At 75.5% G+C, this 26673-nt stretch carries 26 protein-coding genes and 4 pseudogenes; 16 read left to right on the top strand and 14 right to left on the bottom strand.

What is annotated here, in order from left to right; translation table 11 throughout:
• Position 1: 1 nt before the first annotated feature.
• The 5 genes and pseudogenes from MF408_RS15270 to MF408_RS15250 form a co-directional block, all read right to left on the bottom strand.
• Positions 2-2042, bottom strand: a pseudogene (locus MF408_RS15270) (VWA domain-containing protein).
• Positions 2035-3442: pseudogene (locus MF408_RS15265) on the bottom strand (magnesium chelatase). The pseudogenes MF408_RS15270 and MF408_RS15265 overlap by 8 nt, the downstream one beginning before the upstream one ends.
• Positions 3443-3529: 87 nt before the next feature.
• The gene (locus MF408_RS15260) at positions 3530-4354 is read right to left on the bottom strand and encodes a lipid-transfer protein (protein WP_240251947.1); all 825 of its coding nucleotides are present in this window, start codon (positions 4352-4354) and stop codon (positions 3530-3532) included.
• A complete protein-coding gene (locus MF408_RS15255; protein WP_240248409.1) occupies positions 4330-5001 on the bottom strand; it encodes an OB-fold domain-containing protein in 672 nt (223 codons plus the stop codon). Before MF408_RS15255 ends, MF408_RS15260 begins: the two co-directional genes overlap by 25 nt.
• Positions 5002-5240: 239 nt before the next feature.
• Complete coding sequence (locus tag MF408_RS15250) at positions 5241-5816, bottom strand: hypothetical protein (protein ID WP_240248408.1); 576 nt, start codon at positions 5814-5816, stop codon at positions 5241-5243.
• 116 nt (positions 5817-5932) lie between these two features.
• On the opposite strand from MF408_RS15250, the gene MF408_RS15245 reads away from it, so the two are divergent.
• Together MF408_RS15245 and MF408_RS15240 are read left to right on the top strand one after the other, a co-directional pair.
• Positions 5933-6535, top strand: coding sequence for a hypothetical protein (locus tag MF408_RS15245; RefSeq protein WP_240248407.1), 603 nt, complete (start codon positions 5933-5935; stop codon positions 6533-6535).
• Position 6536: 1 nt separating this feature from the next.
• Positions 6537-7472 (top strand): hypothetical protein, encoded by a 936-nt coding sequence (locus tag MF408_RS15240; protein ID WP_240248406.1) that lies wholly within the window; start codon positions 6537-6539, stop codon positions 7470-7472.
• A 29-nt stretch (positions 7473-7501) separates the two neighbouring features.
• Here MF408_RS15240 and MF408_RS15235 read toward each other — a convergent pair whose 3' ends face one another.
• Positions 7502-8230, bottom strand: a complete 729-nt coding sequence (locus tag MF408_RS15235; RefSeq protein WP_240248405.1) for a VanW family protein — start codon at positions 8228-8230, stop codon at positions 7502-7504.
• On the opposite strand from MF408_RS15235, the gene MF408_RS15230 reads away from it, so the two are divergent.
• Positions 8205-9683 carry a hypothetical protein gene (locus MF408_RS15230; RefSeq protein ID WP_240248404.1) on the top strand — a complete coding sequence of 493 codons (1479 nt, stop codon included), beginning with the start codon at positions 8205-8207 and terminating at the stop codon, positions 9681-9683. The two genes, MF408_RS15235 and MF408_RS15230, sit on opposite strands and share 26 nt — an antisense overlap.
• Here the strand turns inward: MF408_RS15230 and MF408_RS15225 are convergent.
• Both MF408_RS15225 and MF408_RS25600 read right to left on the bottom strand, forming a co-directional pair.
• Positions 9680-10306, bottom strand: coding sequence for a PIG-L family deacetylase (locus tag MF408_RS15225; RefSeq protein ID WP_275693187.1), 627 nt, complete (start codon positions 10304-10306; stop codon positions 9680-9682). The two genes, MF408_RS15230 and MF408_RS15225, sit on opposite strands and share 4 nt — an antisense overlap.
• Positions 10303-10602 (bottom strand): PIG-L family deacetylase, encoded by a 300-nt coding sequence (locus MF408_RS25600; protein ID WP_275693186.1) that lies wholly within the window; start codon positions 10600-10602, stop codon positions 10303-10305. The genes MF408_RS15225 and MF408_RS25600 overlap by 4 nt, the downstream gene beginning before the upstream one ends.
• A gap of 25 nt (positions 10603-10627) precedes the next feature.
• Between MF408_RS25600 and MF408_RS15220 the strand changes: the two genes are divergently transcribed.
• Positions 10628-11740 carry a hypothetical protein gene (locus MF408_RS15220; protein ID WP_240248403.1) on the top strand — a complete coding sequence of 371 codons (1113 nt, stop codon included), beginning with the start codon at positions 10628-10630 and terminating at the stop codon, positions 11738-11740.
• Between the two features lie 3 nt (positions 11741-11743).
• On the opposite strand, the gene MF408_RS15215 is transcribed toward MF408_RS15220, so the two are convergent.
• Complete coding sequence (locus MF408_RS15215) at positions 11744-12094, bottom strand: hypothetical protein (protein WP_240248402.1); 351 nt, start codon at positions 12092-12094, stop codon at positions 11744-11746.
• On the bottom strand, positions 12091-12519 hold the full coding sequence (locus MF408_RS15210) for an NUDIX domain-containing protein (RefSeq protein WP_240248401.1): 429 nt from the start codon (positions 12517-12519) through the stop codon (positions 12091-12093). The genes MF408_RS15215 and MF408_RS15210 overlap by 4 nt, the downstream gene beginning before the upstream one ends.
• 54 nt (positions 12520-12573) lie before the next feature.
• On the opposite strand from MF408_RS15210, the gene MF408_RS15205 reads away from it, so the two are divergent.
• The 12 genes and pseudogenes from MF408_RS15205 (at position 12574) to MF408_RS15155 (ending at position 21710) form a co-directional block, all read left to right on the top strand.
• Positions 12574-13602, top strand: coding sequence for a hypothetical protein (locus MF408_RS15205; RefSeq protein ID WP_240248400.1), 1029 nt, complete (start codon positions 12574-12576; stop codon positions 13600-13602).
• A gap of 35 nt (positions 13603-13637) precedes the next feature.
• Positions 13638-14654: an amidase family protein gene (locus MF408_RS15200; protein ID WP_240248399.1), complete on the top strand. Its 1017-nt coding sequence runs from the start codon at positions 13638-13640 to the stop codon at positions 14652-14654.
• A 32-nt stretch (positions 14655-14686) separates the two neighbouring features.
• Positions 14687-14809, top strand: a complete 123-nt coding sequence (locus tag MF408_RS25595; RefSeq protein ID WP_275693185.1) for a hypothetical protein — start codon at positions 14687-14689, stop codon at positions 14807-14809.
• A 57-nt stretch (positions 14810-14866) separates the two neighbouring features.
• Positions 14867-15673 (top strand): 2-oxo-4-hydroxy-4-carboxy-5-ureidoimidazoline decarboxylase, encoded by an 807-nt coding sequence (gene uraD, locus MF408_RS15195; RefSeq protein ID WP_240248398.1) that lies wholly within the window; start codon positions 14867-14869, stop codon positions 15671-15673.
• A pseudogene (locus MF408_RS15190) lies at positions 15673-15825 on the top strand (urate oxidase); the annotation flags it as partial. The gene uraD and the pseudogene MF408_RS15190, both read left to right, overlap by 1 nt.
• Before the next feature lie 94 nt (positions 15826-15919).
• On the top strand, positions 15920-17467 hold the full coding sequence (locus MF408_RS15185; protein ID WP_240248397.1) for an amidohydrolase family protein: 1548 nt from the start codon (positions 15920-15922) through the stop codon (positions 17465-17467).
• The gene (locus MF408_RS15180; protein ID WP_240248396.1) at positions 17464-18369 is read left to right on the top strand and encodes an amidohydrolase family protein; all 906 of its coding nucleotides are present in this window, start codon (positions 17464-17466) and stop codon (positions 18367-18369) included. The genes MF408_RS15185 and MF408_RS15180 overlap by 4 nt, the downstream gene beginning before the upstream one ends.
• The gene (locus MF408_RS15175) at positions 18281-19174 is read left to right on the top strand and encodes an aminotransferase class V-fold PLP-dependent enzyme (protein WP_345893953.1); all 894 of its coding nucleotides are present in this window, start codon (positions 18281-18283) and stop codon (positions 19172-19174) included. The genes MF408_RS15180 and MF408_RS15175 overlap by 89 nt, the downstream gene beginning before the upstream one ends.
• Complete coding sequence (locus tag MF408_RS15170; protein ID WP_345893952.1) at positions 19171-20118, top strand: Zn-dependent hydrolase; 948 nt, start codon at positions 19171-19173, stop codon at positions 20116-20118. The genes MF408_RS15175 and MF408_RS15170 overlap by 4 nt, the downstream gene beginning before the upstream one ends.
• Positions 20115-20411: a M20/M25/M40 family metallo-hydrolase gene (locus MF408_RS15165; RefSeq protein ID WP_240248395.1), complete on the top strand. Its 297-nt coding sequence runs from the start codon at positions 20115-20117 to the stop codon at positions 20409-20411. Before MF408_RS15170 ends, MF408_RS15165 begins: the two co-directional genes overlap by 4 nt.
• A complete protein-coding gene (locus MF408_RS15160) occupies positions 20408-21214 on the top strand; it encodes a MurR/RpiR family transcriptional regulator (RefSeq protein WP_240248394.1) in 807 nt (268 codons plus the stop codon). The genes MF408_RS15165 and MF408_RS15160 overlap by 4 nt, the downstream gene beginning before the upstream one ends.
• A 16-nt stretch (positions 21215-21230) precedes the next feature.
• Positions 21231-21710 (top strand): nucleoside deaminase, encoded by a 480-nt coding sequence (locus MF408_RS15155; protein WP_240248393.1) that lies wholly within the window; start codon positions 21231-21233, stop codon positions 21708-21710.
• A gap of 7 nt (positions 21711-21717) precedes the next feature.
• Here MF408_RS15155 and MF408_RS25590 read toward each other — a convergent pair whose 3' ends face one another.
• The 4 genes and pseudogenes from MF408_RS25590 to MF408_RS25580 all read right to left on the bottom strand — a co-directional run bounded on the left by MF408_RS25590 (position 21718) and on the right by MF408_RS25580 (position 26582).
• Entirely contained in the window at positions 21718-21948 is a 231-nt protein-coding gene (locus MF408_RS25590; protein WP_275693184.1) for an acyl-CoA thioesterase domain-containing protein, read from the bottom strand.
• Positions 21949-22267: 319 nt separating this feature from the next.
• A pseudogene (locus tag MF408_RS26945) lies at positions 22268-22498 on the bottom strand (acyl-CoA thioesterase domain-containing protein); the annotation flags it as partial.
• A gap of 343 nt (positions 22499-22841) precedes the next feature.
• Positions 22842-25895 (bottom strand): xanthine dehydrogenase accessory protein XdhC, encoded by a 3054-nt coding sequence (gene xdhC / locus MF408_RS15145; protein ID WP_240248392.1) that lies wholly within the window; start codon positions 25893-25895, stop codon positions 22842-22844.
• Positions 25896-25922: 27 nt separating this feature from the next.
• Positions 25923-26582, bottom strand: coding sequence for an FAD binding domain-containing protein (locus tag MF408_RS25580; protein ID WP_275693183.1), 660 nt, complete (start codon positions 26580-26582; stop codon positions 25923-25925).
• Between the last annotated feature and the right edge of the window lie 91 nt (positions 26583-26673).

Below are 26673 nucleotides of genomic sequence, written 5' to 3'. Positions count from 1 at the left end.
GTCACCCCACCCAGAACCCCCGGCCGCCGAACCAGTCGTCGTAGGAGCCGGGGCGGCCCTGGGGGCCGCGGGAGCCGAGGTAGGAGCCGACGACCGCGGCGCCGAGGTCGTCGGCCTCGGGGGCGACGACCTTGCCGTCGACGCGGCGGGCCATCGAGTCGACGAACCGGGCGAGGCCGGGGTCGTCGCCGAGGCGGAAGAACGTGGTCTGGGCGCCCAGGCGCAGGGCGTTGTCGAGCTCGCGGACGGCGAGCGCGATCGTCATCGGGTGCGGCGGGTAGCTGAAGTAGACCTCGCCGTCGGGCTCCAGGTGCGAGGTCGGCTCGCCGTCGGTGACGACCAGCAGCACCGGCTGGGCGTTGGGGTGCTTGCGGAAGTGGCGGTTGGCGAGGAGGAGGGCGTGGTGCAGGTTGGTGCCCTTGGCCCACCGCGCGTCGAGTGCGGTCAGCTGCTCGATCTCCATCCGCTCCGCGTGCCGGCCGAAGCCGATCAGCTCCAGCGAGTCCCCGCGGAACCGGGTGCCGATCAGCGTGTGCAGCGCGAGCGCGGTGCGCTTCATCGGCACCCACCGGCCGTCCATCGCCATCGAGAAGCTGGTGTCGACGCACAGCGCGACCGCCGCCTGCGTACGGGCCTCGGTCTCCTGGACTTCTATGTCGTCGACGGACAACCGCGGCCCGGAGGGGTCTCCGGTACGACGCCGCACACCGTTGAGGACCGTGCGCGGCACGTCCCAGGGCTCGGTGTCGCCGAACTGCCACTGCCGGCTCGACCCCGACAGGTCGCCGGCGGCCCCGGCCTGACGCAGGTCCCGCTGCCCCTGGCGGCCGGACATCCGCTCGGCGACGTCGCGGAGCAGCGCCTTCCCGAGCTGTCGCATCGCCTTCGGGGTCAGCCGCAGCTCGCCGTCGAAGCCCCGCTCCAGCGCCCCGGAGTCACGCAGCGCCCGCTCGAGCTCCTGCAGCTTCCGGGCGTCGACGGCGGCGCCGTCGCCGAGCTGGCGGGCCAGCTTGTCGAGGTCGACGTCGTCGAGGCGGGCGCCGCCGTAGCCCTGGGAGAGCTGGTCGGCCAGGTCGTCGAGGTCGGCGAGGTCCTGGAGCATGCCGGTGCCGTCACCGAGGCCGACTCCCTGCTCGCCGTCGAACCGCTCCGACCCCGACCAGTCCTCGCCCGGCCGCAGGGACTGGAGGTTGCCGTCGAGGCGGGAGAGCTGCTCCATCAGCTGCGGCGACCCGAACGCCTGCGCCGAGAGCCGCATCAGCTCCTCCCGTTGCTCGGCGCTCATCGAGTTGAGCATCCGCTGCGCGGCGGCCGCGCGTTGCGCCATCGCGTCGAGGAGCTCGTCGACGTTGCCGGGGTTCTCGGGGAAGAACTGCCGGTGCTTCGCCATGAAGTCGTCGAAGTCCTGCTGGGTGTCCTCGCCGCGGGCGTGCTTCTCGAGCAGCTCGTTGAGGTCGCCCAGCATCTGCTGGATCGCCTCCCGGTCCTCGTCGGTGGCGTTCTCCAGCGCGTCCTTCATCCCGGCGAACCGCTGGTCGAGCAGCTCGCGGCCGAGGAGGTCCTTGATCTCCTCGTAGGCCTGCCGGGCCTCGGTGCTCTGCCAGTCGTAGTCGGCGAGCTCGGTGACGGCGGCGGCCGGCGACGGCGGGAGGTTCTGCATCCGCATCTCGCGGAACGCCCGGTCGGCGTCGTCCATCATCGGGTCGCGCGCGAGCTGCTTGCGCTCCTCCAGCACCGCCTTCTCGAGCAGCTCGCGGACCTGCTCGAGCGTGCCGTCGAGGTTGTGCCGCTGCAGGATGTCGCGGCGCCGCTCGGCCACCCGGCGGGCGAGGTCGTCGAGGCCGGCCTGGTCGCGGCCGCCGCGGCGGAGGAACTCGCGCATCGCGCGCTCGGGGGCTGTAGCCGGCCATCACCTCCTCGCCGATCGCGTCGAGCGCCTCGGCGATGTCGACGGGCGGGGCGAGCGGGTCGCCGCCGCCGTAGCGGGTGTAGTGGGTCGCGACGCCCCGCGGTCTCCGCGACCGGCCGGGGTCGTCAGCCATAGACCGTCTCCGTGCCGTCGGAGTCCTTGCCGATCCTCCGGGCGAGGAAGAGGCCCTCGAGGGCGAGCTCGATCGCGCACGCGCGCTCGCCGTCGTTGGCGCCGCCGTCCTCGCCGAGCAGCCGCTCGCACACCTGGTCGTAGAGGTCGGACTCACCGAGCACGGGCAGCCCGGCGAGCACGTCGCGGGCGGCGACGCCCTCGCCGGTGGTGACCATGGCGCCGTCCTCGATAGCCTGCACCAGCAGCGCGAAGTCGATGCCGCGGAAGTGCTGGCGCACCGTCTCGGCGGTCGCCGTGCGCAGCAGGTGGGTGAGGATCTCGGCCTCCCGGCCCTCCTCCCCGGTCTCGAACTCGATCTTGCCGCCGAGCACGTCGACCGCCGTCTCGAGGTCGACGACCCGGGCGACGGCCGCCTCCTCGCCGAGCAGCGTGGCCCGGCGGAGGGCGGCCGCGGCGATGGTCTCCGCGCCGGCGATCGCGAACCGCGCCGAGACGCCCGAGCGCTGGTCGACGGCGCTGGATTCGCGCAGGTTGCGCGTGAACCGGGCCAGCACCTCCAGCAGCGGCTCCGGCACCTCGGCGACGAGGTCGGCCTCCTGCCGGACGACGGCCATCTCGGCCTCGAGCTCGGTCGGGTAGTGGGTGCGGATCTCGGCGCCGAAGCGGTCCTTGAGCGGCGTGATGATCCGGCCGCGGTTGGTGTAGTCCTCCGGGTTGGCCGAGGCGACGACGAGCACGTCGAGCGGCAGCCGCAGCACGTAGCCGCGGATCTGGATGTCGCGCTCCTCCATCACGTTGAGCATCGCGACCTGGATCCGCTCGGCGAGGTCGGGCAGCTCGTTGATGGCGACGATGCCGCGGTGGGAGCGCGGGATCAGCCCGAAGTGGATGGTCTCGGGGTCGCCGAGCGAGCGGCCCTCGGCGACCTTCATCGGGTCGACGTCGCCGATCAGGTCGGCGACGGACGTGTCCGGGGTCGCCAGCTTCTCGGCGTACCGCTCGCTGCGGTGCCGCCAGGAGACCCGCAGGTCGTCGCCGTACGACGCCGCGGCCGCACGCGAGGCGTGGGTGACGGGGTCGAACGGGTGCTCGCCGAGCTCAGAGCCGGAGATCACCGGCGTCCACTCGTCGAGCAGCCCGACGAGGGTGCGGAGCAGCCGGGTCTTGCCCTGGCCGCGCTCGCCGAGCAGCACGACGTCGTGCCCGGCGAGCAGCGCCCGCTCGAGCTGGGGGACGACGGTGTCCTCGAACCCGTGCAGCCCCGGCCACGGGTCCTCCCCCCGCGGCGAGCTTGGCCAGCAGGTTGTCGCGGATCTCGGCGCGCAGCGGCTTGTGCACGTGGCCGGAGGCGCGCAGCTCCCCCGACGGTGGCGATGCTGGGGGCGGTGGACGTCTCAGGTGCGAGGTGAGCGGTCACGCCCTCAACGTACTCGCGCTCGCCTAGCGCGGACCGCGGTCCGATACGGGACACGGCCCGCCCGACCGTCAGCGGCTGAGCACGACCGCCGACCCGTGGCCGAAGAGGCCCTGGTTGGCGGTGATCCCGACCCGTGGGTGCCCGGCGCGGCCGCGCGCGCCCTCGACCTGGCGGCCGGTGGCCTGGCCGCGCAGCTGCCAGGTCAGCTCGCAGACCTGGGCGAGGGCCTGCGCCGGCACCGCCTCGCCGAAGCAGGCGAGGCCCCCGGAGGGGTTGACGGGGATCCGGCCGCCGACCGCGGTCTCGCCCGCCCGGAGCAGCACCTCGGCCTCGCCGCGGCGGCAGAGGCCGAGGTCCTCCATCCAGTCCAGCTCGAGCGCGGTGGACAGGTCGTAGACCTCGGCGACGTCGACGTCGTCGGGACCGATCCCGGCCTCCTCGTACGCCGCGTCGCCGATCGACTCCTTGAACGTCCGGGCGGGCTCGGCGCCGGCGGCGTGGTCGGTGGCGAGCAGCGGCATGTCGATGACCGTGTGGGGGAACGTGGGCGTCACCGTCGACACCGCCTCGACCCGCACCGGCGGGTGGGCGCCGTCGTTCTGCGCCAGCCGCCGGGCGCGGTCGCCGCCGACCAGCAGCACCGCAGCGGCGCCGTCGGAGGTGGCGCAGATGTCGAGCAGGTGCAGCGGGTCGGAGACGACCGCGGAGTCGAGCACGTCGGCGACGCTGACCTCCTTGCGGTAGCGGGCGTTGGGGTTGGCCAGCCCGTGCCGGGCGTTCTTGACCTTGACCCGGGCGAAGTCCTCGCTGGTCGCGCCGTAGAGGTCCATCCGGCGGCGGGCGTAGAGCGCGAAGTACGCCGGGTTGGTCATGCCGAGCAGCCGGAACCGCAGCCAGTCGGGATCGGTCCACCGCTCGCCGGCGTTGGGGGCGAGGAAGCCCTTGGGGGGTGGTGTCGGCGCCGACGACGAGGGCGACCTCCGACAGGCCGGCGAGGATCCGGGCGCGGGCGGTGTCGAGCGCCTGGGCGCCGGTCGCGCACGCGGCGTACGACGTGGCGACCCGCGCGCCGTTCCAGCCCAGCGCCTGGGCGAACGTCGAGCCGGCGACGTAGCCGGCGTAGCCGTTGCGCACGGTCTCGCCGCCGACGACCAGGTCGACGTCGCGCCACGCGACGCCGGCGTCGGCCAGCGCCGCGCGGGCCGCGTGGACCCCGTACTCGACGAACGGGCGGCCCCACTTGCCCCACGGGTGCATGCCGACGCCCGCGACGACGACCGGCCCGCTCACCGGGCCTCCCCGTCGGCCGCCAGCGCCAGGTCAGCCGCTCGCCCGTCTCGTCGGCGTGGAGCGTCTCCACGACCAGCTCGACCTCGAGACCGACGGCGAGGTCGGCGACGCCGTGGCCCTCGGCGACCTGGCCCAGCACCACCAGCCCCTCCGGCAGCTCGACGGCCGCGAGCGCGAACGGCCGGAACGGCTCGCTCGCCGGGACGTACGGCGGCGGCGGCTGGTACTGCGCGTCGGTGTAGGACCACACGTGGCCACGGCGTGAGAGCGGTGCGACCTCGTGCTCCCTGGCCGTCGCAGCCGGGGTTGCGGCAGGACGCGGTGGCGTCCTCGGGGTGCGGGGGGAAGACCAGGGTGGCACACGTGGTGCACCGCGACGCCAGCAGCCGGGGCTCGGGCCCCGTGGTGAACCAGCCGGCCACGGCCGGGGACGCAGTCGAGCTCATGCCACCTCGCGAGAACTAGAACGTGTTCTCATTCTAGCCCACGTCAGGCGAGGTGGATCCGCGCGTGCTCCTCGCCCACCATCCGGCGCCCGTGGTCGAGGCGCATCCGGAGCAACGAGAGCCCCGGCACCGTCCACTCGCGTCCGGCCCAGCCCGCGACCCCGTCCAGCGCGGTGGCCAGCAGCCGGGGCGCGTCGTCGGCGGCGACCGACCCCAGGGTCAGCGCCGGCCGGAACCTCCGGCGGTCGACCATCAGCCCGAGCCGGGCGACCGCCTCGGGGACGAACCGGGCCAGGTCGACGACCGGGTCGACGTCGCCCGTGAGCGTGGTGACGAGCGTCGCCCGCGGCCGGGCGCTGCGCGACTGCTCCTCGGGGTCGAGGAGCGTGACGCCGGAGAACCGCACGACCGGCCCGGTCGCGCCCTCGAACGCGTCCCTCAGCACCTCGACGATCCGGCCGGCGTCGGCCGTCGTCAGGTTGCCGAACGACGCGACCGGGATGTCGAGCTGGTCGGGCGGCACCGCGTCCACCCCCGGCACGCGACGGAGGTCGGCGGTGGCCGTCGTGAGCTCGGCGAGCGCCTCGGCAGGCGGGACGACCGCCGCCCGCAGCATCATCGCCGCTCCCCCGCGGCTGGACGGACGACCGGGATCGCGGGACAGGTGGGGTGCACGAGGAGGATTCAACGGCATTCGGCGCACGGTCGCAGGCAAAGGTCCCTACCCTGACCCGCGTGACAGCCGAGTCGACCGGCCAGCGCCCAGGGTCGTCGTACGTCCCGGTGGTGGTGACCTACGTGTGCGTGCTGCTGGTGGGGGCGTGCCTGGTGTGGGCGTACCTGTCGATGCGGGCGGTGATGGGCGTGGGCGGGTCGTGCGCGAGCGGCGGGCCCTACCAGGTCGCCACGCCGTGCCCCGAGGGCAGCTGGCTGATCGCGGTGGCGATCCCGGTGCTGGTCGTGGCGACCCTGTCCGGCTCCGGCTTCGCCTCCACCATCGGCGGCCCGTCGCTGCTGCTGCCGATGTGGGCCTTGCTCTTCACCTCGCTGGGGTGGAACTTCCTGGAGTTCGCGTTCGAGGACGGCTTCCACTTCTCGTGGCTCTTCTGCGGCGTGCTGTTCTGGGCGATGGCCGCGCCGGCGTGGTGGGCGATGGCCACGGCGCTGCGCCGCACGGCTCGGGCGCGACCACCGGCACAGCGACGAGGACGCGACCGCGGCACCCTGTGGAGCTCGGCCTCCCTGTCCGGGAGCCTGTGGTGGTGGGGGCTCTACCTCGCCCTCGGCACCGCCGGCGCGTTCCTGGGGGTCGCCGTCTACGCCCTGGCGTCGGCCTGACGTGCGGGTCCGGGCGACGGCCGCGCTGCTCCTGCTCTCCGCGCTGGCGGCCTGCGGGCCGACCGAGGAGCAGCAGCAGGCGGCGACCGAGGTCGAGGGGCTGCTCGGCGCGCTGCCCGGGGTGGTCGCGGTCAGCGCGGAGCCGGACTGGCAGGGCGTCGCCACCCTCGAGGTCGACGTCGCCGACGACATCGCCCCCGGCGAGCTCGCGCACGTGGTGGCGCAGGTCGGGCCGTCGGTCGCCGACGCCGGCCTCCGCGGTGTCGCCGCCGCGGAGCTCGTGCTGGCGGACGTGACGCTCGAGGTCGACGTCGAACGCGCGGAGGGGTCCGCCGCGCTGCCGCCGCGCGCGCTCGCGGAGCGCGCGGTCGTCGCCGAGGCGGCCTTCGACGGCCTGGCCGTGGTCGTCCGCGACGTCTCGACCGCGCTCCACGTCCCGGCGGGGTCCGGGCGGATCGCCGACGCCGTCCGCACCGTCGCCGAGCACCCCGAGCTCTCGACGTGGGAGCGGTGGTCGGCCGACGAGCCGACCCGCGGCGGCGCGCTCGTCCTCTCGACCGCCGGCCGCGTCACCCGGGCGCTGGCGCAGCAGTGGGACCTGCTGCACAACAGCATCGCGCTGCCCGGGCTGGAGCCGGTGTCGCTCGAGCTCTCCGACACGCGGCTCCGGGCGGCGGTGCGGCTCGAGGACGACCCCGACCTGGCGTCGGTCACCCCGAACAGCCACCCGGTGCTGGTCACCATGCTCGAGGCCCAGGCCGAGGCGTACGCCGTCAGCTCACGGCCGTCGTACGTCGTCGAGGTCTACGGGCCGCCGGCCGAGCGGGTGAGCGACCTGGAGACGCGCACGCTGGTCGCGATCCCGGGCGAGCCGGGGTGGGAGCCGGACCCGGGGTGGACGGCGCTGGCCGAGCGGCTGGTGGCCGAGGCTCGGTAGCCGCGCGGACCGACGTCGCCGCCGGTGGCTCAGTCGCCGCGGTTGCCGCCACCACCGTTGCCGCCGTTGCTGCCGGGCGGGCGGCACACGACGGTGTCGGCGGCGGTGTAGGAGGTGTGGAAGGTCTCGCGGTGGTCGACCGCGTCGGAGCCGGGCTTGCGGAACACCCGCGTCACGTCGATGTCGAACCCGGACCAGCCGGTGTTGGGCTCGCAGTCCGGCGTGGTGAGGGTGCGGGTCGCGGGCGCGCGGTAGTTGTAGCGCTCGCTCTCGACCGAGTCGACGTCCCAGAGCTTGGTGGAGTACATCTGCACGGTGACCGAGCCCTGCGCGGCGTAGGAGCTGGGGTCGACCCAGGCCCGGATGAAGACCCCGTGGTCGGTGTCGTTGCGGAACCGCAGGTCCTTGGTCGGCCACGCGACCGTCGCCTCGCGGCCGGCGGGGTAGCGGTCGATGTAGAACGAGTGCGGGTGGTGCTCGACGTCCTCGAGGCCGGCGAAGAACGCGGCGTTGAAGGCGGTGGTGGCCATCTGGGAGACCCCGCCGCCGTAGTCCTGGACGAGGATGCCGTCGCTGATGATGTAGCCGGTCGTGAAGCCGTTCTCGGCGGTGCGCTCGCCGACGGTGTCGTTGAGCGAGAACTCCTCGCCCGGCAGCAGCAGGGTGCCGTCGACCAGCTCGGCGGCGCGGCCGATGTTGACGTTGCGGTACTCCGCGTGCGGGTAGTAGGTCGTGAACTCGGAGATCTTCCGCTTCACCCCGAGCGCCTTCGCCTCGGCCGTGGTGAGGTCGGCCTCGCGGACGGTCGCCTCGACCTTGCCGGTGCGCTCCCCCCTCCGGGGCGACGAGCAGCTCGGTGAAGACCGCCGCGACGTCGTCGGGCCGGAACTCCACGCCCGGCTTGGCCGGCACGACCCGCGGCTTGCCCTTCACGATGCGGAACGTCGCGTCGACGGGCTCCCCGCGGGTGGTGGCGCCCTTGACGAGGCGGGCCAGCCGCTTCTCGTCGACGCGGGGCACGAGCTCGCCGTTCTCGGGCACCATCGACAGCGCGCGGGCGTACTGCTGCGGCCGGAGCCGGACCTCGGACTTGCCGAAGACGAGGGTAACCGGCGACGCCATCGCCGGGTTGGCGAAGCCGTCGACCGCCTCCTGGACGTCGGCCTCGTCGATGTCGGGGCTGGCCTCCTCGACCGTGAGCCGGGCGGTCTCCTCCTCGCCGAGGAACGCCTCGGTGATCGCGGTGCGGGCGGCGTCGGTGTCGACGGCCTCGCCGGGCACGGGCTCGACGACGTCGACGCCGTCGGCGGTGATCAGCACCCGGCCGTCCTTCGGTGGCGTGCCGAGACCCTCGGACAGCTCGGCGAGCCGGGCGTCCAGCAGCTCCTCGTCGACGTCCACGACGGCGTCGACGTCGTCGCCGCCGGTGAAGTAGTCCCACAGCCGCGCCGGGCGCAGGTCCTTCTCGGCGCCGGCGGCGTCGACCGACGCGGCGTAGTCGACGCCGAGACCGATCTCCTCCGGGCGCACCTCCGCCGACCGGTCCTCGACCTGCACCTCGATCGGGCGTGCGGCGCGGTCGCCGAACGCCTCCTCGAGCTCGGCGATCGCGTCGTCGCGGCTGAGGCCGCCGACGTCGACACCGGAGACCGACGTGCCGCGCGGCACCTTGTCGCCGGCCACCGCGTAGGCGGCGTAGTAGGCACCGCCGAGCAGCGCGACCAGCAACACGACGACCAGCACGACGACCCGGCCGCCGGGTCGCTCGCGCTTGGTGGACTCGCCCTCGCCGGGCTGCTGATCCCAGAACGTCACGCGTGCATCCTAGGAAGGCGGGCCCGCCGGACCGGAAATCCCGACCCGCTCCGTGGACACGGCCGGGTGCCGGCGCGAGCCGAGGATCCCCGCCAGCAGCACCGCCACGCCCGAGCCGAGCAGCAGCCAGCCGGACACGTCGCCGGCGACCAGGTAGTCCCCCTCCGCCCGCTCCGGGGCGAGGACCAGCACCGCGGCGACCCACCCGAGGGCGAACGGCAGCCGCAGCCACCAGCCGCCGGGGAGCGCGACCAGCCAGGCAGCGGTCGTGCCGAGCCCCACGGCCATCCCCCACCACCGGGCGTGCAGCAGCAACGACGCCAGTCCGACCGCCGCTCCCAGGAGCAGGAGGACGACGGCGACCGCGACCCGGGCGGCGCGCGGACCCGCCACTAGTCGGGGTCGACGCCGGCGAACAGGTCGGTCTCGCGACCGGCGCGGCCGACCGGCCCGGGGACGCCCTTGACGAGGCGGAACTCCTCGACGCCGAGGGCCTGCGGGCCCTGCACGTCGGAGACCTTGAAGAACGGGCCGTCGGCGGTGATCTGGGTGGCGTGCGCCCGCAGCGCGGCCAGCTTCTGGTCGCCGTACGCGGTGGCGTCGACCTCCGCGGTGACGTCCTCGTCGGGGAGGAACATCGGCGGCAGCGGCCCGTCCGGGTCCCAGTCGTCGCCGAACCCCTTCTCCCCCGCGTCGCGCAGCGCCCGCAGCCCCTCGCGCATCCGGCCCGCCGACATCGCGCTCCAGTAGATCTTGGCGATCTCCCACGCCTCCCCGAGGTCGCGGCGGTACGACGGCACCGCGGCGAGCTGGGCGGCGTACATGGCGACCCGGTGGGCCTGGATGTGGTCGGGGTGGCCGTAGCCGCCGAACTGGTCGTAGGTGACGAGCACCTGCGGGCGGACCTCCCGGACGACCGCCACCAGGTGGTCGGCGGCCTCGGTGAGGTCGGCGTGCCAGAACGCGTTGGCGTGGATCGTGTCGGCGGGGACGGCGTGGCCGTCCTCGTGCCACTTCATGCCGGAGTCGCGGTAGGTGCCGAACCCCCGAGGAACCGGTGGTCGGTCACCCCGAGCGCGGCCATCGCCGCGGCCAGCTCGCCGCGGCGGTGCTCGCCGAGCCGGTCCTCCCGGTCGGCGGCGAGGTGCTCGAGCTCGGGGACCAGGATCTCGCCCATCTCGCCCGCCGTGCAGGTCACGAGCGTGACGCCGCGTCCCTCGGCGACGTACTTGGCCATCGTGGCGCCCTGGCCGATGGACTCGTCGTCGGGGTGGGCGTGGACGAGGAGCAGCCGGTGTGCCGGAGTGTCACTCACGGTCATGAGCGTAATGATGGCGCCCATGTCTCCCGGTGCCCGTGCTCCCCGAGCCGTCCGGCGGGCCCTGCCGGCGATCGCAGTCCTCGCCGCCGCCGCCACCGCCGCGACCGCGCTGACCGGCTGCGGCCTGGTGCGCGACCTGCTCGGCGGGTCGACGATGGACGACGCGTTCGAGTACCTGCCCGCCGACAGCTTCCGGGTGACGTTCTCCGACCGGGCCTCCCAGGCGGAGCGCCTGGGCGTCGACGACGTCGGCCCGCGGGACGCGACCGAGGAGGACGCCGTCGGCTACCTGGAGGCGCTGGCCGAGGAGGTGGCCGGCACCCGGCTCACGCCGTTCGTGGTGGCCGCCCGCGAGGCCGCCCTCAACGACCTCGACGTCGAGTGGGAGGGCTCGGCGTCGTGGGGCGACCCCGACGCGCCCGAGGGCGCCACCGTGTGGAAGGTCGGCGACGACCTCGACTTCGACGCGCTTGCCGACGAGCTGGCCGCCCTCGGCTACGAGGAGCAGCAGGTCGCGGGCTTCGACGTCCTCACCGGCGGCCGGGCCACCGACCCGGCCGCCGCCGGCTACCCGCCGTTCGCGCGGGCCCTGCTGCTCGACCCCGACGACGGCCTGGTGGTCGCGGCGGCCGCGGTCGGGCCGCTCGAGACGGTCGCCGACGTGATCAACGACGACGCCGACTCGCTGGCCGACGACGACGGGTTCGGGGAGGTGGCGGACGCGGTCGAGGACGTCGAGTACGCCGTCCTCGAGGCCGGGCCGGCGGCGTGCGCGAGCCGGGGCGACCGGTTGCCCAGGTCGGCGCAGTCCGCGCAGGCTGGGCTGGCTGGGCTGGCGGACCTCGGCCGGCCGGAGCGGCGGGCGCTCCTGGTGCGCGGCGAGGACCCCCGCGCCACCTACGTCCTCGAGCACGCCGACGACGAGGCCGCCGAGGCCGACCGGGACGCGCGCGAGGCGCTGCTCGCCGACGGCACCGACCCGGTCACGGGACGGCCGTTCGCGGAGCTCGGCGAGCTCACCGTCGAGCGCGACGGGAGCCTGGTCCTCGTCGAGGCCGACGTCGACCCGCCCTCGGTGGCCCTCGGCGCGTTCCAGCGCGGCGGCGGCCCGGCGGTCTGCGCGCCCGGTTGAGGGTCAGCCCGCCGGCGGCCGCTTGAGCCGCCGCGGCTGGTCGGGCAGCGGCAGTCCGCCCGCCGCGCCCGGCCGGTCGCCCCCGTCGCGCACGGGGCCGGGGCCGGGGTCGACCGCTGGGCCGGTCCCTGGGTCCGTTCCCGTGTCGGTCTCGGCGTCGAGCCACCCGTCGTACATGTCGACGAGCACCTCCAGCTGGATCGCGGGCGCGTCGGTGAGCACCGCCCACGGGTGGTCCTCGTCGTCGTCCTCCCCGGCGAGCCGCTCACGCACCACGGTCGCCTCGAACCCGCCGCGGGTCAGCGCCAGCGCCGCCGCGCGGGCGTCGTCCTCGTCGAAGAAGATGCCCCTCACGGCTCCATCGTCCCAGGCCGGGCGCCGTCGGCGAGGACCTCCCGCAGCTGGGCGACGAACGGACGGTCCGGCTCGAGCCAGTCGACGGCGTCGAGCTCGTCGGCGGCGAGCCACCGCACCCGGTCGTGCTCGCGCGGCTGCGGGTCGCCGGCGACGGTCACGACGGCGACCGTGAGCTCGTGGGTGGTGCCGATGCCGACCGCGCCGTCGAGCCAGCGCACGACGGTCGCGGTGACGCCCAGCTCCTCGCCGAGCTCGCGGACCAGCGCGACGTCGGGGGTCTCGCCGGCCTCGACCTTGCCGCCCGGGAGCTCCCAGCGCCCGGCGGCGGCCGCGGGCCTCGTCCGGCGCGCGGCGAGCAGCCGGCCGTCGCGCACCACCGCCGCCCCGACGACCGCTGCGCGCCCTGTGTCCGCCTCGCCCATGGGACCCGGACGCTACCGTGACCGGCGTGGAACCGACCGCCCGGACGCTCGGGGGTGCGGCTGTCGCGCACCGAGGAGAACACCGCCGAGATCGAGGCGCTGACCGGCCTGCTGAGCGAGACCGGCGGTGCCCGGGTCGGCGCCCGCGGCCTGCTGGCCGACCTCGACCGGCGGATGCGCCGGAGCCGGGTGCCGCACCCGCGGCTGCTGGGGCTGGCGGTCGACCGGGCGCTCACCTGGGAGGCCCGTGACCGGCGGGACCACCGGTGGTACCCGCAGGGGATCTCGACGTCGGTGCGCACCGGCATCGACCGCGACGTGCTCGTGACGTCGTGGTACTCCAAGCACGGCGAGGGCTCGCGGCTGAGCTTCATCGACCTGGCGACGCGGCGCTACCGCCACGTGCTGCTGGTCGAGCCGACCCTCGACGAGGGCCGGCCCGGTCTCCGGCCGGTGAAGGTGCACGCCGGCGGCGTGGTCTGGCACGGGCCCTACGTGCACGTCGCCGCCACCGGCCGCGGCTTCCTGACGTGCCGGGTCGACGACGTGCTGCGCGTGGGCGCCGACGCGCGGGTCGAGACCTACGGCCACGACCACGTGCTGCCGGTGCGGTTCGCCTACCGGGCGGCGGCCGAGGAGGGGGTGGAGCGGCTGCGGTTCTCGTTCATGACGCTCGACCGCAGCACCGACCCGCCCGCGCTCGTCGTGGGCGAGTACGGCAACAGCAAGCAGACCCGGCGGTTCGCCCGGTTCCCCACCGACCCGGAGACCGGGCTGCTCGCCGCCGAGGAGGACGGCGTCTCCCGGCCCGCGCTCGACGCGGAGGAGGCGCTGGCCCGGATGCAGGGCGCCGCCGTCGTCGACGGGACCTACTACGTCACGTCCTCCCACGGCCGGGCGACGTACGGCCACGTCCACGTGGGCCACCCCTCCTCCGGCTTCCGCACCCAGCGGTGGGCGACCCCGCCGGGCCCCGAGGACCTCGTCTACTGGCCGGCGACCGACCTGCTGTGGTCGCTCAGCGAGCACCCGCGCCGCCGCTGGGTGTTCGGCATGCGCCGGTCGCGGCTGCAGCGCGGGTGATCCCCGGCGCGGGCGGGTCGGCCTAGGGTGCCGCCATGACCGGCTTCGACACCCGTGTCTGGCGGGAGCGCGGCGACCCGCTCGTCGCGGGCGCCGCGGACGGGCCGCTGGTGGGCGAGACGGTGGCGGTCAAGGACCTGTTCGCCGTCGCCGGGTTCCGGTGCGGCGCCGGCAACCCCACCCTCCTGGCCGAGGCCCATCCGGCCTCCGCCCACGCCCCGGTCGTCGCCCGGCTGCTCGCCGCCGGCGCGTCGGTGCGCGGGATCGCGCAGACCGACGAGCTCGCCTACTCGCTGGCCGGCACCAACCACCACCACGGCACGCCGCCCAACCCGGCCGCGCCCGGCCGGGTGCCCGGCGGCTCGTCGTCCGGCCCCGCGTCCGCGGTCGCGCTGGGCGAGGCGTCGATCGGCCTCGGCACCGACACCGGCGGGTCGGTGCGGGTCCCGGCCGCCTACCAGGGCCTGTTCGGCATCCGTACGACGCACGGCGCCGTCGACCGGGAGGGCCTGGTGCCGCTCGCCCCCGACGTTCGACGCGGTCGGGTGGCTGACCCGCGACCTCGGCCTGCTGCGCCGGGTCGCCGGCGTGCTCCTGCCCGCCCCCCGCTCGCCCGCTCCGCCCACCGCCGAGCTCGTGGTCGTCCCCGAGCTCCTCGCCCTCGCCGAGCCCGACGTGGCTGCGGCCGTCAGCGGCGGCCTGCCCAACACCCACCGCACGGAGAGCTGGCGGCTCGACGACCTCGCGTCCTGGCGCGATGCGTTCGTGGTGCTGCAGGCGTGGGAGGCCTGGCAGGCGCACGGCCCCGTCCTCGACGGCCGCCTCGACGTCCTCGGGCCCGACGTGCGCGCCCGCTTCGAGCGGGCGCGCACCGTCACGCCGGCCGAGGCGGAGGCGGCTCGGTCGGCGGTGGCGTCGGCCCGGCGCACGATCCACGAGCTCGTCGGCGACCGGGTGGTCGCCCTGCCCTCGGCCCCCCGGCACCGCGCCGGAGACCGGCCCCGGGCTGCCGGAACGGCTGCTCGCAGCGCGTGACGCGACCCTCGCCCTGACCTGCCTCGCCGGGATCGGCGGCCTCCCCGCGGTGTCGGTCCCGCTGCGGACCGGGAGCGGGCTCCCGTGCGGCCTCTGCCTGGTCGCCGCACCGGGCCGCGACCACGAGCTGCTGGACGTGGCGGCCGCGATCCACCACCCTGGACCCGGGTGAAACGCCGGTTTCGGCGCTCGCCCGCCGTTTCAGCCGACGTCGGTGGAAGGAGGACAGGTGCGGGTCGAGGAGCTCAACGGGCTGCCGGCCGACGAGGCCGCTGCCGTCCTCCGCGCCTGCGCGGACGTCGACGCGTGGGTCGACCGGCTCGTGCGCGGGCGGCCGTGGGCCGACCGGGCGGCGCTGCTGACGGCCGCCGACGAGGCCGCGCGCCGGTGGACGGCGACCGAGGTCGACCAGGCGCTGGCGCAGCACCCCCGGATCGGTGAGCGGCCCGACGGCGACGGGCCGGCCGCGGCCCAGTCGCGGAGCGAGCAGGCCGGCGTGGACCCCGCCGACACCGACCTGGCCGCGCGGCTGGCGGAGGGCAACCGGCGCTACGAGGAGCGGTTCGGCCGGATCTACCTGGTCCGCGCCCGCGGCCGCAGCGGGGGCGGAGCTGCTGCGGCTGCTCGAGGAGCGGCTCGGCAACGACCCCGGCACCGAGCTCGCGGTGACCGCCGGGCAGCTGCGGGAGGTCGCGCTGCTCCGCCTCGAGGAGCTGGTCGCGTGAGCACGATCTCCACCCACGTCCTCGACGCCGAGCGGGGCCGGCCCGCCGCCGGGATGGCGCTGGCGTTCCGCGGCCCGGACGGGACGGCGTACGACGGCGTCACCGACGACGACGGGCGGTTCCGGCTCGCCGAGCAGGTCCAGGCGGGCGCCTGGTCGGTGGAGTTCCGCACCGGCCCGTGGTTCGCGGCCCGGGAGCGCACGACGTTCTACCCGGAGGTGCGGGTCGGCTTCACGGTCGTGCCCGACGAGCACCACCACGTCGCGCTGCTGCTCTCGCCCTACGCCTACACGACCTACCGGGGCAGCTGATGGCCGACCACGTGCTCTCCGACCTCCAGCACGGCAAGGCCGAGTGCCGGCTCGTCACGGTCGACCGGTCGACGCCCGACCACGTGCTGCGCGACCTGACCGTCACCACCCAGCTGCGCGGCGACTTCGCCGCCGCCTACACCGACGGCGACAACAGCCACGTCCACGCCACCGACACCCAGAAGAACACCGTCTACGCGCTGGCCCGCGAGCAGGGGAGTCGACTCCCCGGAGGCGTTCCTGCTCGTGCTCGCCGACCACTGGGCCGCGCAGCCGTGGGTCACCGGCACCTGGTTCCGGGCCGAGGCGCACGCCTGGGAGCGGCTGCCGGCCAACGGCCACTCGTTCGTGCGGTCCGGCGGGGAGACCCGCACCGCGTGGGTGCAGACCGACGGCGACGAGACGTTCGTGCTGGCCGGCCTCACCGGCCTGGTGCTGCTCAAGACCACCGGCAGCGAGTTCCGGGGGTTCCCGCGCGACCGGTTCACCACGCTCGCCGAGACCGAAGACCGGGTGCTGGCGACCAGCGTCACCGCCACCTGGCGGTACGCCGCCGCCGGCGGCGTCGACTTCGACACCGCGCACGCCGCCGTGCGAGCGGCTCTGGTCGACGCGTTCGCCCGGACCCACAGCCGAGCCCTGCAGCAGACGATCCACGCGATGGGCGGCGCCGCGCTCGACGCCTGCCCCCGACGTCGCCGAGATCCGCATCGCCTGCCCCAACCAGCACCACTTCCTCGTCGACCTGGAGCCGTTCGGCCTCGACAACCCCGGCGAGGTGTTCCACGCCGCCGACCGTCCCTACGGCCTGATCTCGGCGACCCTGAGCCGGTCGGGCACCGACCCGGAGCCGCGCGCCTGGGCGGGGGTGTCGTGAAGGTCGACGCCGTCCGCGGCCGGCAGGTGCTGGTCGGCGACGAGCTGGTGCCGGCCACCGTGGTCGTGCGCGACGGCCGGGTCGCCGCCGTCGCCCCGCACGACGCCGAGGTCGCGGGCACCGTGCTCGACGCCCCGGCGACGGCGTACGTCCTGCCGGGCGTCGTCGACACCCACGTCCACGTCAACGAGCCGGGCCGCACCGAGTGGGAGGGCTTCGTGTCCGCGACGGCGGCCGCGGCGCTCGGCGGCGTGACGACGCTGGTCGACATGCCGCTCAACTCGCTGCCCCCGACCACGACGGTCGAGGCCCTGGGGCTGAAGCGCGCGGCGGCGGCCGGCGAGCTGGCCGTCGACGTGGGGTTCTGGGGCGGCGTCGTCCCCGACAACCTCGGTCGCCTGGCCCCGCTGTGGGAGGCGGGCGTCCTCGGCTTCAAGTGCTTCCTCGCGCCGAGCGGGGTCGAGGAGTTCCCGCCGCTGGCACCGGCGCAGCTGACGGCCGCGCTGACCGAGGTCGCGTCGCTGGGCGGGCTGGTCGTCGTGCACGCCGAGGACGCAGGCGTGCTCGCCGCGGCGCCGGCGCCGCCGAGCCGCGCCTACGCCGACTTCCTCCTCAGCCGGCCCGACGAGGCCGAGACCGCCGCCGTCCAGCAGGTGGTCGGCGCGGCGCGCGAGACCGGCTGCCGGGTGCACGTGCTGCACCTGTCGAGCGCCCGCGCGCTCGACGTCGTCGCCGCGGCCAAGGAGGAGGGGGCTGCCGGTGACCGCGGAGACCTGCCCGCACTACCTGTGCCTCACGGCCGAGCAGGTGCCCGACGGCGCCGCGGAGTTCAAGTGCTGTCCGCCGATCCGCGACGCGGGCAACCGCGAGCAGCTCTGGCAGGGGGCTCGTCGCCGGCGTGGTCGACGCGGTGGTGAGCGACCACTCCCCCGCCACCGCCGAGCTCAAGCACCGCGGCGGTGGCGACCTCCAGCAGGCCTGGGGCGGGGTGTCCGGCCTCCAGGTCGGCTTCACCGCGGTGGCCCACGAGGCGCGTCGCCGCGGCATCGGGATCGAGGCGGTGAGCCGGTGGATGGCGCGCGGCACCGCCGACCTGGTCGGCCTGCGGCACAAGGGCCGGATCGCCGTCGGGGCCGACGCCGACCTCGTCGTGCACGACCCGACCGTGCCGACGGTCGTCGACGCCGCCCGGCTGGCGCACCGCAACCCGCTCACCGCCTACGACGGCCAGGCGTACGACGGCCGCGTGCTGCGGACGGTCGTCCGCGGCCGGGTGATCGCCCCCCGACGGGCTCGACCACTCCTGGGGCCGGATGCTGGCGCGGGAGGCGGCGTGACCGGCCAGGTGCACCCGCCGCCGCGGCTCCTCATGGGGCCGGGGCCGATCACCGCGGACCCCCGGGTGCTGCGGGCGATGTCGGCCCCGCTCGTCGGGCAGTTCGACCCGTTCATGACCGCGACCATGAACGAGGTGATGGCGCTCTACCGCGGGGTGTTCGACACCGCCAACGAGCAGACGTTCCTCGTCGACGGCACGTCGCGCGCCGGCATCGAGGCGGCGCTGGTGTCGCTGCTCGAGCCGGGCGACCGGGTGCTGGTGCCCGTCTTCGGGCGGTTCGGGCACCTGCTGGCGGAGATCGGCTACCGCTGCGGCGCGGAGGTGCACACGATCGAGGTGCCGTGGGGGCGAGGTGTTCGACCCGGCGCAGGTCGAGGAGGCGGTCCGCTCGGTGCGGCCGAAGGTGCTCGCGGTGGTGCACGGCGACACCTCGACCACGATGTGCCAACCGCTCGCCGACATCGGGGCCGTCTGCCGTGACCTCGGCGTGCTGCTCTACTGCGACGCGACCGCGTCGGTCGGCGGCAACGAGCTGCGCACCGACGCCTGGGGTCTCGACGTCGTCACCGCGGGCCTGCAGAAGTGCCTCGGCGGCCCGTCCGGCTCGGCGCCGATCACGATCTCGCCGCGCGCGGTCGGCGTCGTCGAGGGCCGCAAGCACGTGGAGGCCGGGCTGCGCGAGGCGGGCGACCCCGGCGGCCCCGGCGACCCGGGCGACCCCGGCGACGAGGCCCGCGGCCGGGTCATCGCCAGCAACTACCTCGACCTCGCCCAGGTCATGGACTACTGGGGTCCGCGCCGGCTCAACCACCACACCGAGGCGACCTCGATGCTCTACGCCGCCCGCGAGTGCGCCCGGCTGCTGCTCGAGGAGGGTCTCGACGCCGCGGTCGCCCGGCACGCGCTGCACGGGCGGGCGATGACCGCAGGCGTCCGCGGGCTCGGGCTCGGCGTCTTCGGCGACGTCGCGCACAAGATGCACAACGTCGTCGCCGTCGAGGTGCCCGAGCGGCTCGGTGCACAGGGCGCCGACGCGGTCCGCGCCGCGCTGCTCACCGACTTCGGCATCGAGATCGGCACCTCGTTCGGCCCGCTCCACGGCCGGGTGTGGCGGATCGGCACCATGGGCCACAACGCCCGCAGGGACGCGGTGCTGGTGACCCTCGCGGCGCTCGAGCACGCGCTGCGGGCCGCCGGTGTCGCCGTACCTCCCGGCGGCGGGGTCGACGCCGCCCGACAGGTCTACGCCGACGACGCGGAGCGAGGTGCCGGTGACGACCGCTGAGACCGTGCTCGCGCGTTGCTCCGAGCTCGCCGCGATCACCGCGAGCCCGAAGGGGGATCGAGCGCAGCCACCTCACCCCCGAGCACCGCGCGGCCAACGCGCTCGTCGGCGGCTGGATGGAGCAGGCGGGGCTGCGGGTGCGGCAGGACGCCGCCGGCAACGTCTGCGGCCGCCGCGAGGGCCGCACGCCGGGGCTGCCCGCGCTGGTGCTCGGGTCGCACCTCGACACGGTGCCCGACGCGGGGAGGTACGACGGCCCGCTCGGCGTCCTGATGGCGGTCGCGGTGGCGGAGCGGCTGGGGCGGCGGGCCGGTGCCGGCCCCCTCGGGCTGCCGTTCGCGCTCGAGGTGATCGGGTTCGGCGACGAGGAGGGCACCCGGTTCGACAAGGCGCTGCTCGGCAGCCAGGCGGTGGCCGGCACCTGGGACGACGCCTGGTGGGACCTGCGCGACCGCGACGGGGTGACGCTGCACCAGGCGTTCCGCGACTTCGGCCTCGACCCCGCGCGGGTCGGGGAGGCGGCCCGGCGGCCGGAGGAGCTGGTCGGCTACCTCGAGGCGCACATCGAGCAGGGGCCCTACCTCGAGGCGGCCGACGCCTCGCTCGGCTACGTCACCAGCATCGCGGGCGCCCGCCGGTTCGTGCTGACCTTCCTCGGCGAGGCACGGCACGCGGGCGGGACGCCGTACGAGCGCAGGAAGGACGCGCTGGTCGGCGCGGCCGAGGCGGTCGTCGCCGTGGAACGGGTGGCGCGCGCGGCCGGCACCATCGCCACCGTCGGCCGGGTCGAGGTGGAGCCGGGCGCCGTCAACGTGGTGCCCGGCCGGGCCGCCCTCACCCTCGACGTACGCGCCGCCACCGACGCCGAGCGCGACCGCACCTGGGACGAGGTGCACGCCGAGGTCCGGCGCGGTGCGCGCGGCGCGGGCTCCGGCTCGAGGTGACCGAGACCCACACCGCGCCCGCCGCACCGTGCGCCGACCGGCTGCAGCGGGCGGTGGTCGCCGGGATCCGCGCGACCGGCGACGACGACCCGGTCGGCCTGTGGAGCCGAGCCGGGCACGACGCGATGGCGATGGCCGGCGTGACCGACGTCGGCATGCTGTTCCTCCGCTGCCACGACGGGATCAGCCACCACCCCGACGAGGACGTGCGCGAGCTCGACGTCGCGCGGGGGCTCGACGCCCTCGAGCACGCCGTGCTGCACGTCGCCCGGCAGCTGGAGGAGGAGCGATGAGGATCGACGAGCGGATCGCCGAACGGCACGAGACCCTCACGCCGCAGGAGCGGCGCGCGGCCGCGACGCTGCTGGAGCACCTCGACGACCTCGCAACCTACCGGGCGGCCGAGCTCGCCGAGCTGGCCGGCGTCTCCAAGGCGACGATGAGCCGGCTCTTCCGCCACCTCGGCTTCGAGGACTTCGACGAGGTGCGCGAGCACCTGCGCGGCCTGCGCGGCAACGGCGAGCCGCGGCGGGTCGAGAGCGCACCCGACGCCACGGCGCTGGCGGCTGCCGAGCAGGCCGCCGTCCTGCGGGCGATCGACCAGCCGCGCCTGCCGGAGGTCGCCGGGCTGGTCGCGATGGCGCACCGGGTGCTGGTGGTGGGGTGGCGCAACAGCCACCCCGTCGCACTGCACCTGCGGGAGCAGCTGGCGCAGGCGCGCGACGACGTACGGCTGGCGCCGGTGCCGGGGCAGACGCTCGGGGAGGAGCTGGCCGGCCTCGGACCGGAGGACGTGGTGGTCGTGATCGGCTTCCGCCGCCGGCCGCGGGGGTTCGACCGGTTCCTGGCCGAGGCGGCCGCGACCGGGGCCGCGGTGGTGCTGGTCGGCGACCCGACGGCCGTCGCGCACGCGGCCCACGCGACGGTGTGGCTGGAGTGCCCGCTGCAGCACACCCTGGCCTTCGACAGCTATGCGGCGCCGATGGCGCTGGCCTGCGTCCTGGCGGACGCCGTGCTCGCGGCGTGCGGGCGCGCGGGCGGCCGACGGGTGCGGGCGATCACCGAGGCCTACGAGCGCATCGGAGAGGTGGAGTGAGGCGATGGACGGATCGATGAAGGTGGACTACGACGACGCGACCTGGCTGTCGCACGCGGTCGACCTGGCGACGGCCAACGTCGCCCACGGCGGCGGCCCGTTCGGGGCGGTGATCGTGCGCGGCGACGCGCTGGTGTCCTCCGGGCAGAACCGGGTCACCCGCGACCTCGACCCCACCGCGCACGCCGAGGTGGTGGCGATCCGGTCGGCGTGCGCCGTCCTCGGCGACTTCTCCCTCGCCGGCTGCACGCTCTACGCCTCCTGCGAGCCCTGCCCGCTCTGCCTCTCCGCGGCGCTGTGGGCGCGGCTCGACCGGGTGGTCTTCGCCGCCGACCGCGACGACGCCGCCCGTGGCGGCTTCGACGACCGGGCGTTCCACGAGCTGTTCGGGAAGGCCCGCTCGGAGTGGCAGCTGCGCGTCGAGCAGCACCCGGTGCCGACCGGCACCGCGCCGTTCGACGCCTGGCTGGCCGAGGAGGGCCGGACGGCGTACTGACGGGCGGTCAGCGCGGGAGCCGGGCCAGCTGCCGCGACTGGGCGACCAGCCGGTCGGCGGAGTCCCAGACCTCGCAGTCCTCCTCGAACATCCCGCCCGCCACGTTGCGGGTGGCGTGGCGCACCCGCAGCCACCCCGGCGCGGGCCGGGCACGGACGTGGACGGTGAGCTCGACCGTCGGCGCCCAGCCCGGCAGGCCGAGGTCGAACGTCACCGGCGGCAGCGCGTCCACCGCCATCAGCAGCGCCAGCGGGGTCGGGCTCGCGGCCGTCGGCGAACCGGAACCACGCGCTCAGGCTGCCGCGGCCGCTCGGCTTCCCGACCGCCCACCCGACCTCGTCGGGGTGGAAGCGCATGTCGAACCGTGCGATGAACGGCGCCAGCTCCTTGACCTCCGGCGGCGCCATCGAGCCGGGGAGGCACTCGTCGACCGGCGGGAGCCGCAGCGGCTCGGCCGTGGTGCGCACGTCGTCGACCGGGAACCGGTCGAGGTCGGCGTAGGTGGCGAGGACGGTCAGCCGGGTGTCGCCGCCCTGCCGCAGGTCGGCCGCGACCGTGGCGGTGCGGCCGCCGGCGCGGCGTACGTCGACGACCGCCTCCGCCTCGCCGGCCTGTGCGGGCGAGAGGTAGTAGGCGCTCACCGCCACCGGGTCGGGGTGGTCGGGCAGCGCCGCGCGCACGGCGTTGCCGAGGAACGCCAGCTGGTAGCCGCCGTTGAGGCCGCCGCCGACCCGCCAACGGTCGCTCAGCAGCCCCTCGAACCGCTGCCCGCCTGCCGCGCCGCTCACGGCGATGTCGCGGTCGAACTCGCTCCCGGCGGCCCCCGCCGCCGGCCCCACCTCGGTCTCGGTGCTCACACCCCCGACGCTACCGAGCCCCCTGCCCCACGTTGAATCGGGCCTCGTGGTGTGTTGAATCGTGTGTCGTGGTGGGTTGAATCGGGTGTCGTGGCTCGTCGAATCGGGTGTCGTGGTCGGTTGAGTCGGGGGTCGTGGCGCACTCCGCCACCACGAGGCCGGAATCAACCAACCACGGGGCCCGATTCGACCCACCACGAGGCCCGATTCGACCGACCACGAGGCCCGATTCGACCCACCACGAGGCCCGATTCGACCCACCACAACACCCGATTCAACGCGGTACGGCGGCGGGGCGCGCGAGCAGCTCGGTGACGACGGAGAGGGCGATGGCGGCCGGGGTCTTGCCGTGTACGCCGGTCACGGCGGGGTCGCCGATGGGCGTGCGGACCCGCGCGACGACAGGTTCGGGGTGGCCGAGGTCGGCGAGGCGGGCGCGGAACCGGGTCCACTTCGCCGAGGACCCGATCAGCCCGATCGAGCCCGGCAGGGTGGAGCGGAGCAGCGCGTCGAGGAGGGCGAGGTCCTCGGCGTGGTCGTGGGTCAGCACGAGCACGTCGGTGCCGGCCGGCAGCTCGGCGACCACCAGCTCGGGCAGCACCGGCACCCGGTGCACGTGCACCTCCGCGGCCCCCGACCGCACGGGGCCGAGCCGCTCATCGCCCAGCTGGTCGGCGCGGGAGTCGACCAGGTGCAGCTCGAGCTCGTGGCGGCTCAGGAGGAGCGCGATCTCCAGCCCCACGTGCCCCATGCCGAAGACGGCGACCGCCCGCCGCACCGGCACCGGTTCGAGCAGGAGCGTGACCTCGCCGCCGCAGCACTGCACGCCGTGCTCGGCTGGGGCCCGGTCGGACAGCGCGAACCGCTCGACCACCGGCGCGCCCGCGCCGTCGCCGATCAGCGCCCGCGCCCGGCGTACGGCGGTCTCCTCGAGGTTGCCGCCGCCCACGCTGCCCCAGGTGGCGCCGGCGGTCACGACGAGCTTGGCGCCGGCGTCGCGGGGTGCGTGTCCGCGGACCTCGGTGACGGTGACCAGCACCGCCGCCTCCCGGCGTCGCCGGCACTCCTGCAGCGCGGCCAGCCAGTCCATCACGCGTCCCGCGCCCGTTCGATCGCCCACCACACGGCCTCCGGAGTGGCGGGCGACGGCAGCTCGACCACCGTCCAGGCCGGCCCGAACGCCGCGACCGCGTCGCGGATCGCCTCGCGCACCGAGAAGGCGAGCATGAGCGGCGGCTCGCCGACCGCCTTCGACCCGTAGACGACCCCCTTCCTCGGTGGCCCGCTCGAGCAGCGAGACCCGGAGGTCGGCAGGCATCTCCGAGATCGACGGCAGCTTGTACGTCGACGCCGCCTGGGTGGCGAGCCGGCCGCGGGCGGGGCCGTCGGAGGCGTCCCAGCGCAGGTCCTCGAGGGTGAGCCACCCGACACCCTGCACGAACCCGCCCTCGACCTGCCCGAGGTCGACGAGCGGCGAGAGGCTGTCGCCGACGTCGTGGACGATGTCGACCCGCCGCACCTGGTAGGCGCCGGTGAAGCCGTCGACCTCGACCTCGGCCGCCGCGACGCCGTAGGCGAAGTACTTGAACGGCTCCCCGCGCATCGCGGCCGCGTCCCAGCTGAGCCCCTCGGTGCGGTAGAACCCGGCCGCCCACAGCTGCACGCGGTCGAAGTACGCCGCGCTCACCACCTCGTCCCACGACGCGTCCGGCCCGAGCCGGTCGCGCACCGGCCGCAGCCGCGCGAGGACCTGGTCGCACGCGTCCTTGACGGCCGCGCCGTTGAGGTCGGCGGCGGAGCTGGCGGCGGTGGCGGAGGTGTTGGGCACCTTGTCGGTGCGGGTCGGCGCGAGCCGCACCCGCTCGATCGGCAGGCCGAGGGCGGTGGCGGCGACCTGCAGCATCTTCGTGTGCAGGCCCTGCCCCATCTCGGTGCCGCCGTGGTTGATCAGCACCGAGCCGTCCTTGTAGACGTGCACGAGGGCACCGGCCTGGTTGAACGCGGTGAAGTTGAAGGAGATCCCGAACTTCACCGGCGTGACCGCCAGCCCGCGCTTCCGGTGCGGGTCGGCGGCGTTGGCCGCGGCGATCTCCCGGCGCCGCCCCGCGACGTCGCCCGACGCGAGCACCTGCTCCCACGCCGTGACCAGCCGCTCCGGGTGCCGCACCGGTTGGCCGTACGGCGTCGCCTGGCCGTCGGCGTAGAAGTTGCGGCGCCGCAGCTCGGTGGGGTCGATGCCGAGCCGCGGGGCGCACCGGCCGAGCACGTCCTCGATCACGAGCATCCCCTGCGGGCCGCCGAAGCCGCGGAACGCGGTCTGCGACGTCTTGTGGGTGCGGGCGATCCGGCCGTGGAGCCGGACGTGCGGGATCCAGTAGGCGTTGTCGACGTGGCACAGCGCCCGCGACAGCACCGGCTCGGAGAGGTCGAGGCTCCACCCGCCGTCGGAGGTGAGCGTGGCGTCGAGCGCTTGCAGCCGGCCGTCGTCGTCGAACCCGACTCGCCACGACGCGTGGAAGCCGTGCCGCTTGCCGCTCATCGTCATGTCCTGCTGGCGGGTGAGCCGCACCCGCACCGGGCGGCCGGTCACGGTCGCGCCGAGCGCCGCGACGGCGGCGTAGCCGTGCGGCTGCATCTCCTTGCCGCCGAACCCGCCACCCATCCGCACGCACTCGACGGTGACCTGGTGGCTGGGGAGGCCGAGCACGTGGGCGACGATCTCCTGCGTCTCGGTGGGGTGCTGCGTGCTCGACAGCACCTGCACCTGGCCGTCGTCGTCGAGGCGGGCCAGCGAGGCGTGGGTCTCGAGGTAGAAGTGCTCCTGCCCCGCCATCTCGAGCTCGCCCTCGAAGACCCACGTCGCGGCGGCGAGACCCGCCGCCACGTCGCCGCGCTCCATCCGCGGCTGCATGCCCTGGAAGCTGCCCGCCTCGATCGCCTCCCGCACGGTGACGAGGGCGGGCAGCGGCTCGTAGTCGACCTCCACGGCGACCGCCCCGGTGCGGGCGGCCTCGAGCGTCTCGCCGAGCACCCAGGCGACGGCCTGGCCGTGGAACATCACCTCGGTCGGGAACAGCGGCTCGTCGTGCTTGGTGCCCGAGTCGTTGGCGCCGGGCACGTCGTCGGCCGTCAGCACCCGCACGACGCCGGGCACGTCGTAGGCCGGCTTCGGGTCGAGCCGGGTGACCAGCGCGTGGGTGTGCGGCGCCTGCACGGGGAAGGCGTGGAGGAGCGACGGGGTCCGCAGCGCGACGTCGTCGGTGTAGAAGCGCGCGGCCGGTGACGTGGAGGGCGGCGGACTCGTGCGGCCGGGCGGTGCCGACGTCACCTCCGGGCGGCCGGGTCCAGAGGCCGGTCATGCCGCGCCCGCCTCGTGGAACAGCCGTCGCAGCGACTGCCCGAGCATCGCCCGCCGGTACGCCGCGCTCGCGCGGTGGTCGTCGAGCGGCGTCCCCTCCCCCGCGAGCACCTCGGCGCCGGCGCGGACGGTCTCCTCGTCCCACGGGCGCCCGAGGAGGGCGGCCTCGGTCGCGGTCGCCCGGACCGGGGTGGCCGCGACGCCGCCGAGCCCGACGGCGGCGCGGGTCACCATGCCGTCGGCGACGTCGAGGGCGAACGCGACGGCGACGGAGGAGATGTCGTCGAACCGGCGCTTGGCGATCTTGTGGAAGGCGGCGACCGGTGCCGGCGGCAGCGGCACCCGGACCGCCCGCACCAGCTCCCCGGGGCCGCGGACGGTCCGGCGGTAGCCGGTGAAGTAGCCGTCGAGCGGCACCTCCCGCTCGCCGGCCGCGGACACCAGCACGACCGACGCGTCGAGCGCCAGCAGCGCGGGCGGCAGGTCGCCGATCGGCGAGGCCGTGCCGAGGTTGCCGCCGATCGTGGCGCCGTTGCGGATCAGTCGCGACGCGAACTGCGGGAGCACGGCGTCGAGCAGCGGCAGCCGCCCGGCGAGCAGCCGCTCGACCTCGCTGAGGGTGAGGGCGGCCCCGATCTCGACGTGCTCCGCGCGCACCTCGAGTCCCCCGCAGCTCCTCGAGCCGGTCGATGGCGACGAGGAGGGCGGGCCGGGCACCGCGGAGGTTCATCTCCACGCCGAGGTCGGT

Origin of the sequence: Nocardioides sp. TF02-7 (genome assembly GCF_022437945.1) — a bacterium.
GTDB lineage: Bacteria > Actinomycetota > Actinomycetes > Propionibacteriales > Nocardioidaceae > Nocardioides.
This window is presented reverse-complemented; position numbering and strand designations above follow the sequence as displayed.

Coding starts and splice junctions, on each gene's coding strand:
- MF408_RS15250 (WP_240248408.1), bottom strand. CDS start 5,816: ATGATGCTGCGGGCGGCGGTCGTCCCGCCTGCCGAGGCGCTCGCCGAG.
- MF408_RS15225 (WP_275693187.1), bottom strand. CDS start 10,306: ATGAAGTGGCACGAGGACGGCCACGCCGTCCCCGCCGACACGATCCAC.
- MF408_RS15220 (WP_240248403.1), top strand. CDS start 10,628: ATGTCTCCCGGTGCCCGTGCTCCCCGAGCCGTCCGGCGGGCCCTGCCG.
- MF408_RS15210 (WP_240248401.1), bottom strand. CDS start 12,519: ATGGGCGAGGCGGACACAGGGCGCGCAGCGGTCGTCGGGGCGGCGGTG.
- MF408_RS15200 (WP_240248399.1), top strand. CDS start 13,638: ATGACCGGCTTCGACACCCGTGTCTGGCGGGAGCGCGGCGACCCGCTC.
- MF408_RS15160 (WP_240248394.1), top strand. CDS start 20,408: ATGAGGATCGACGAGCGGATCGCCGAACGGCACGAGACCCTCACGCCG.
- MF408_RS15155 (WP_240248393.1), top strand. CDS start 21,231: ATGAAGGTGGACTACGACGACGCGACCTGGCTGTCGCACGCGGTCGAC.
- MF408_RS25590 (WP_275693184.1), bottom strand. CDS start 21,948: ATGGCGGTGGACGCGCTGCCGCCGGTGACGTTCGACCTCGGCCTGCCG.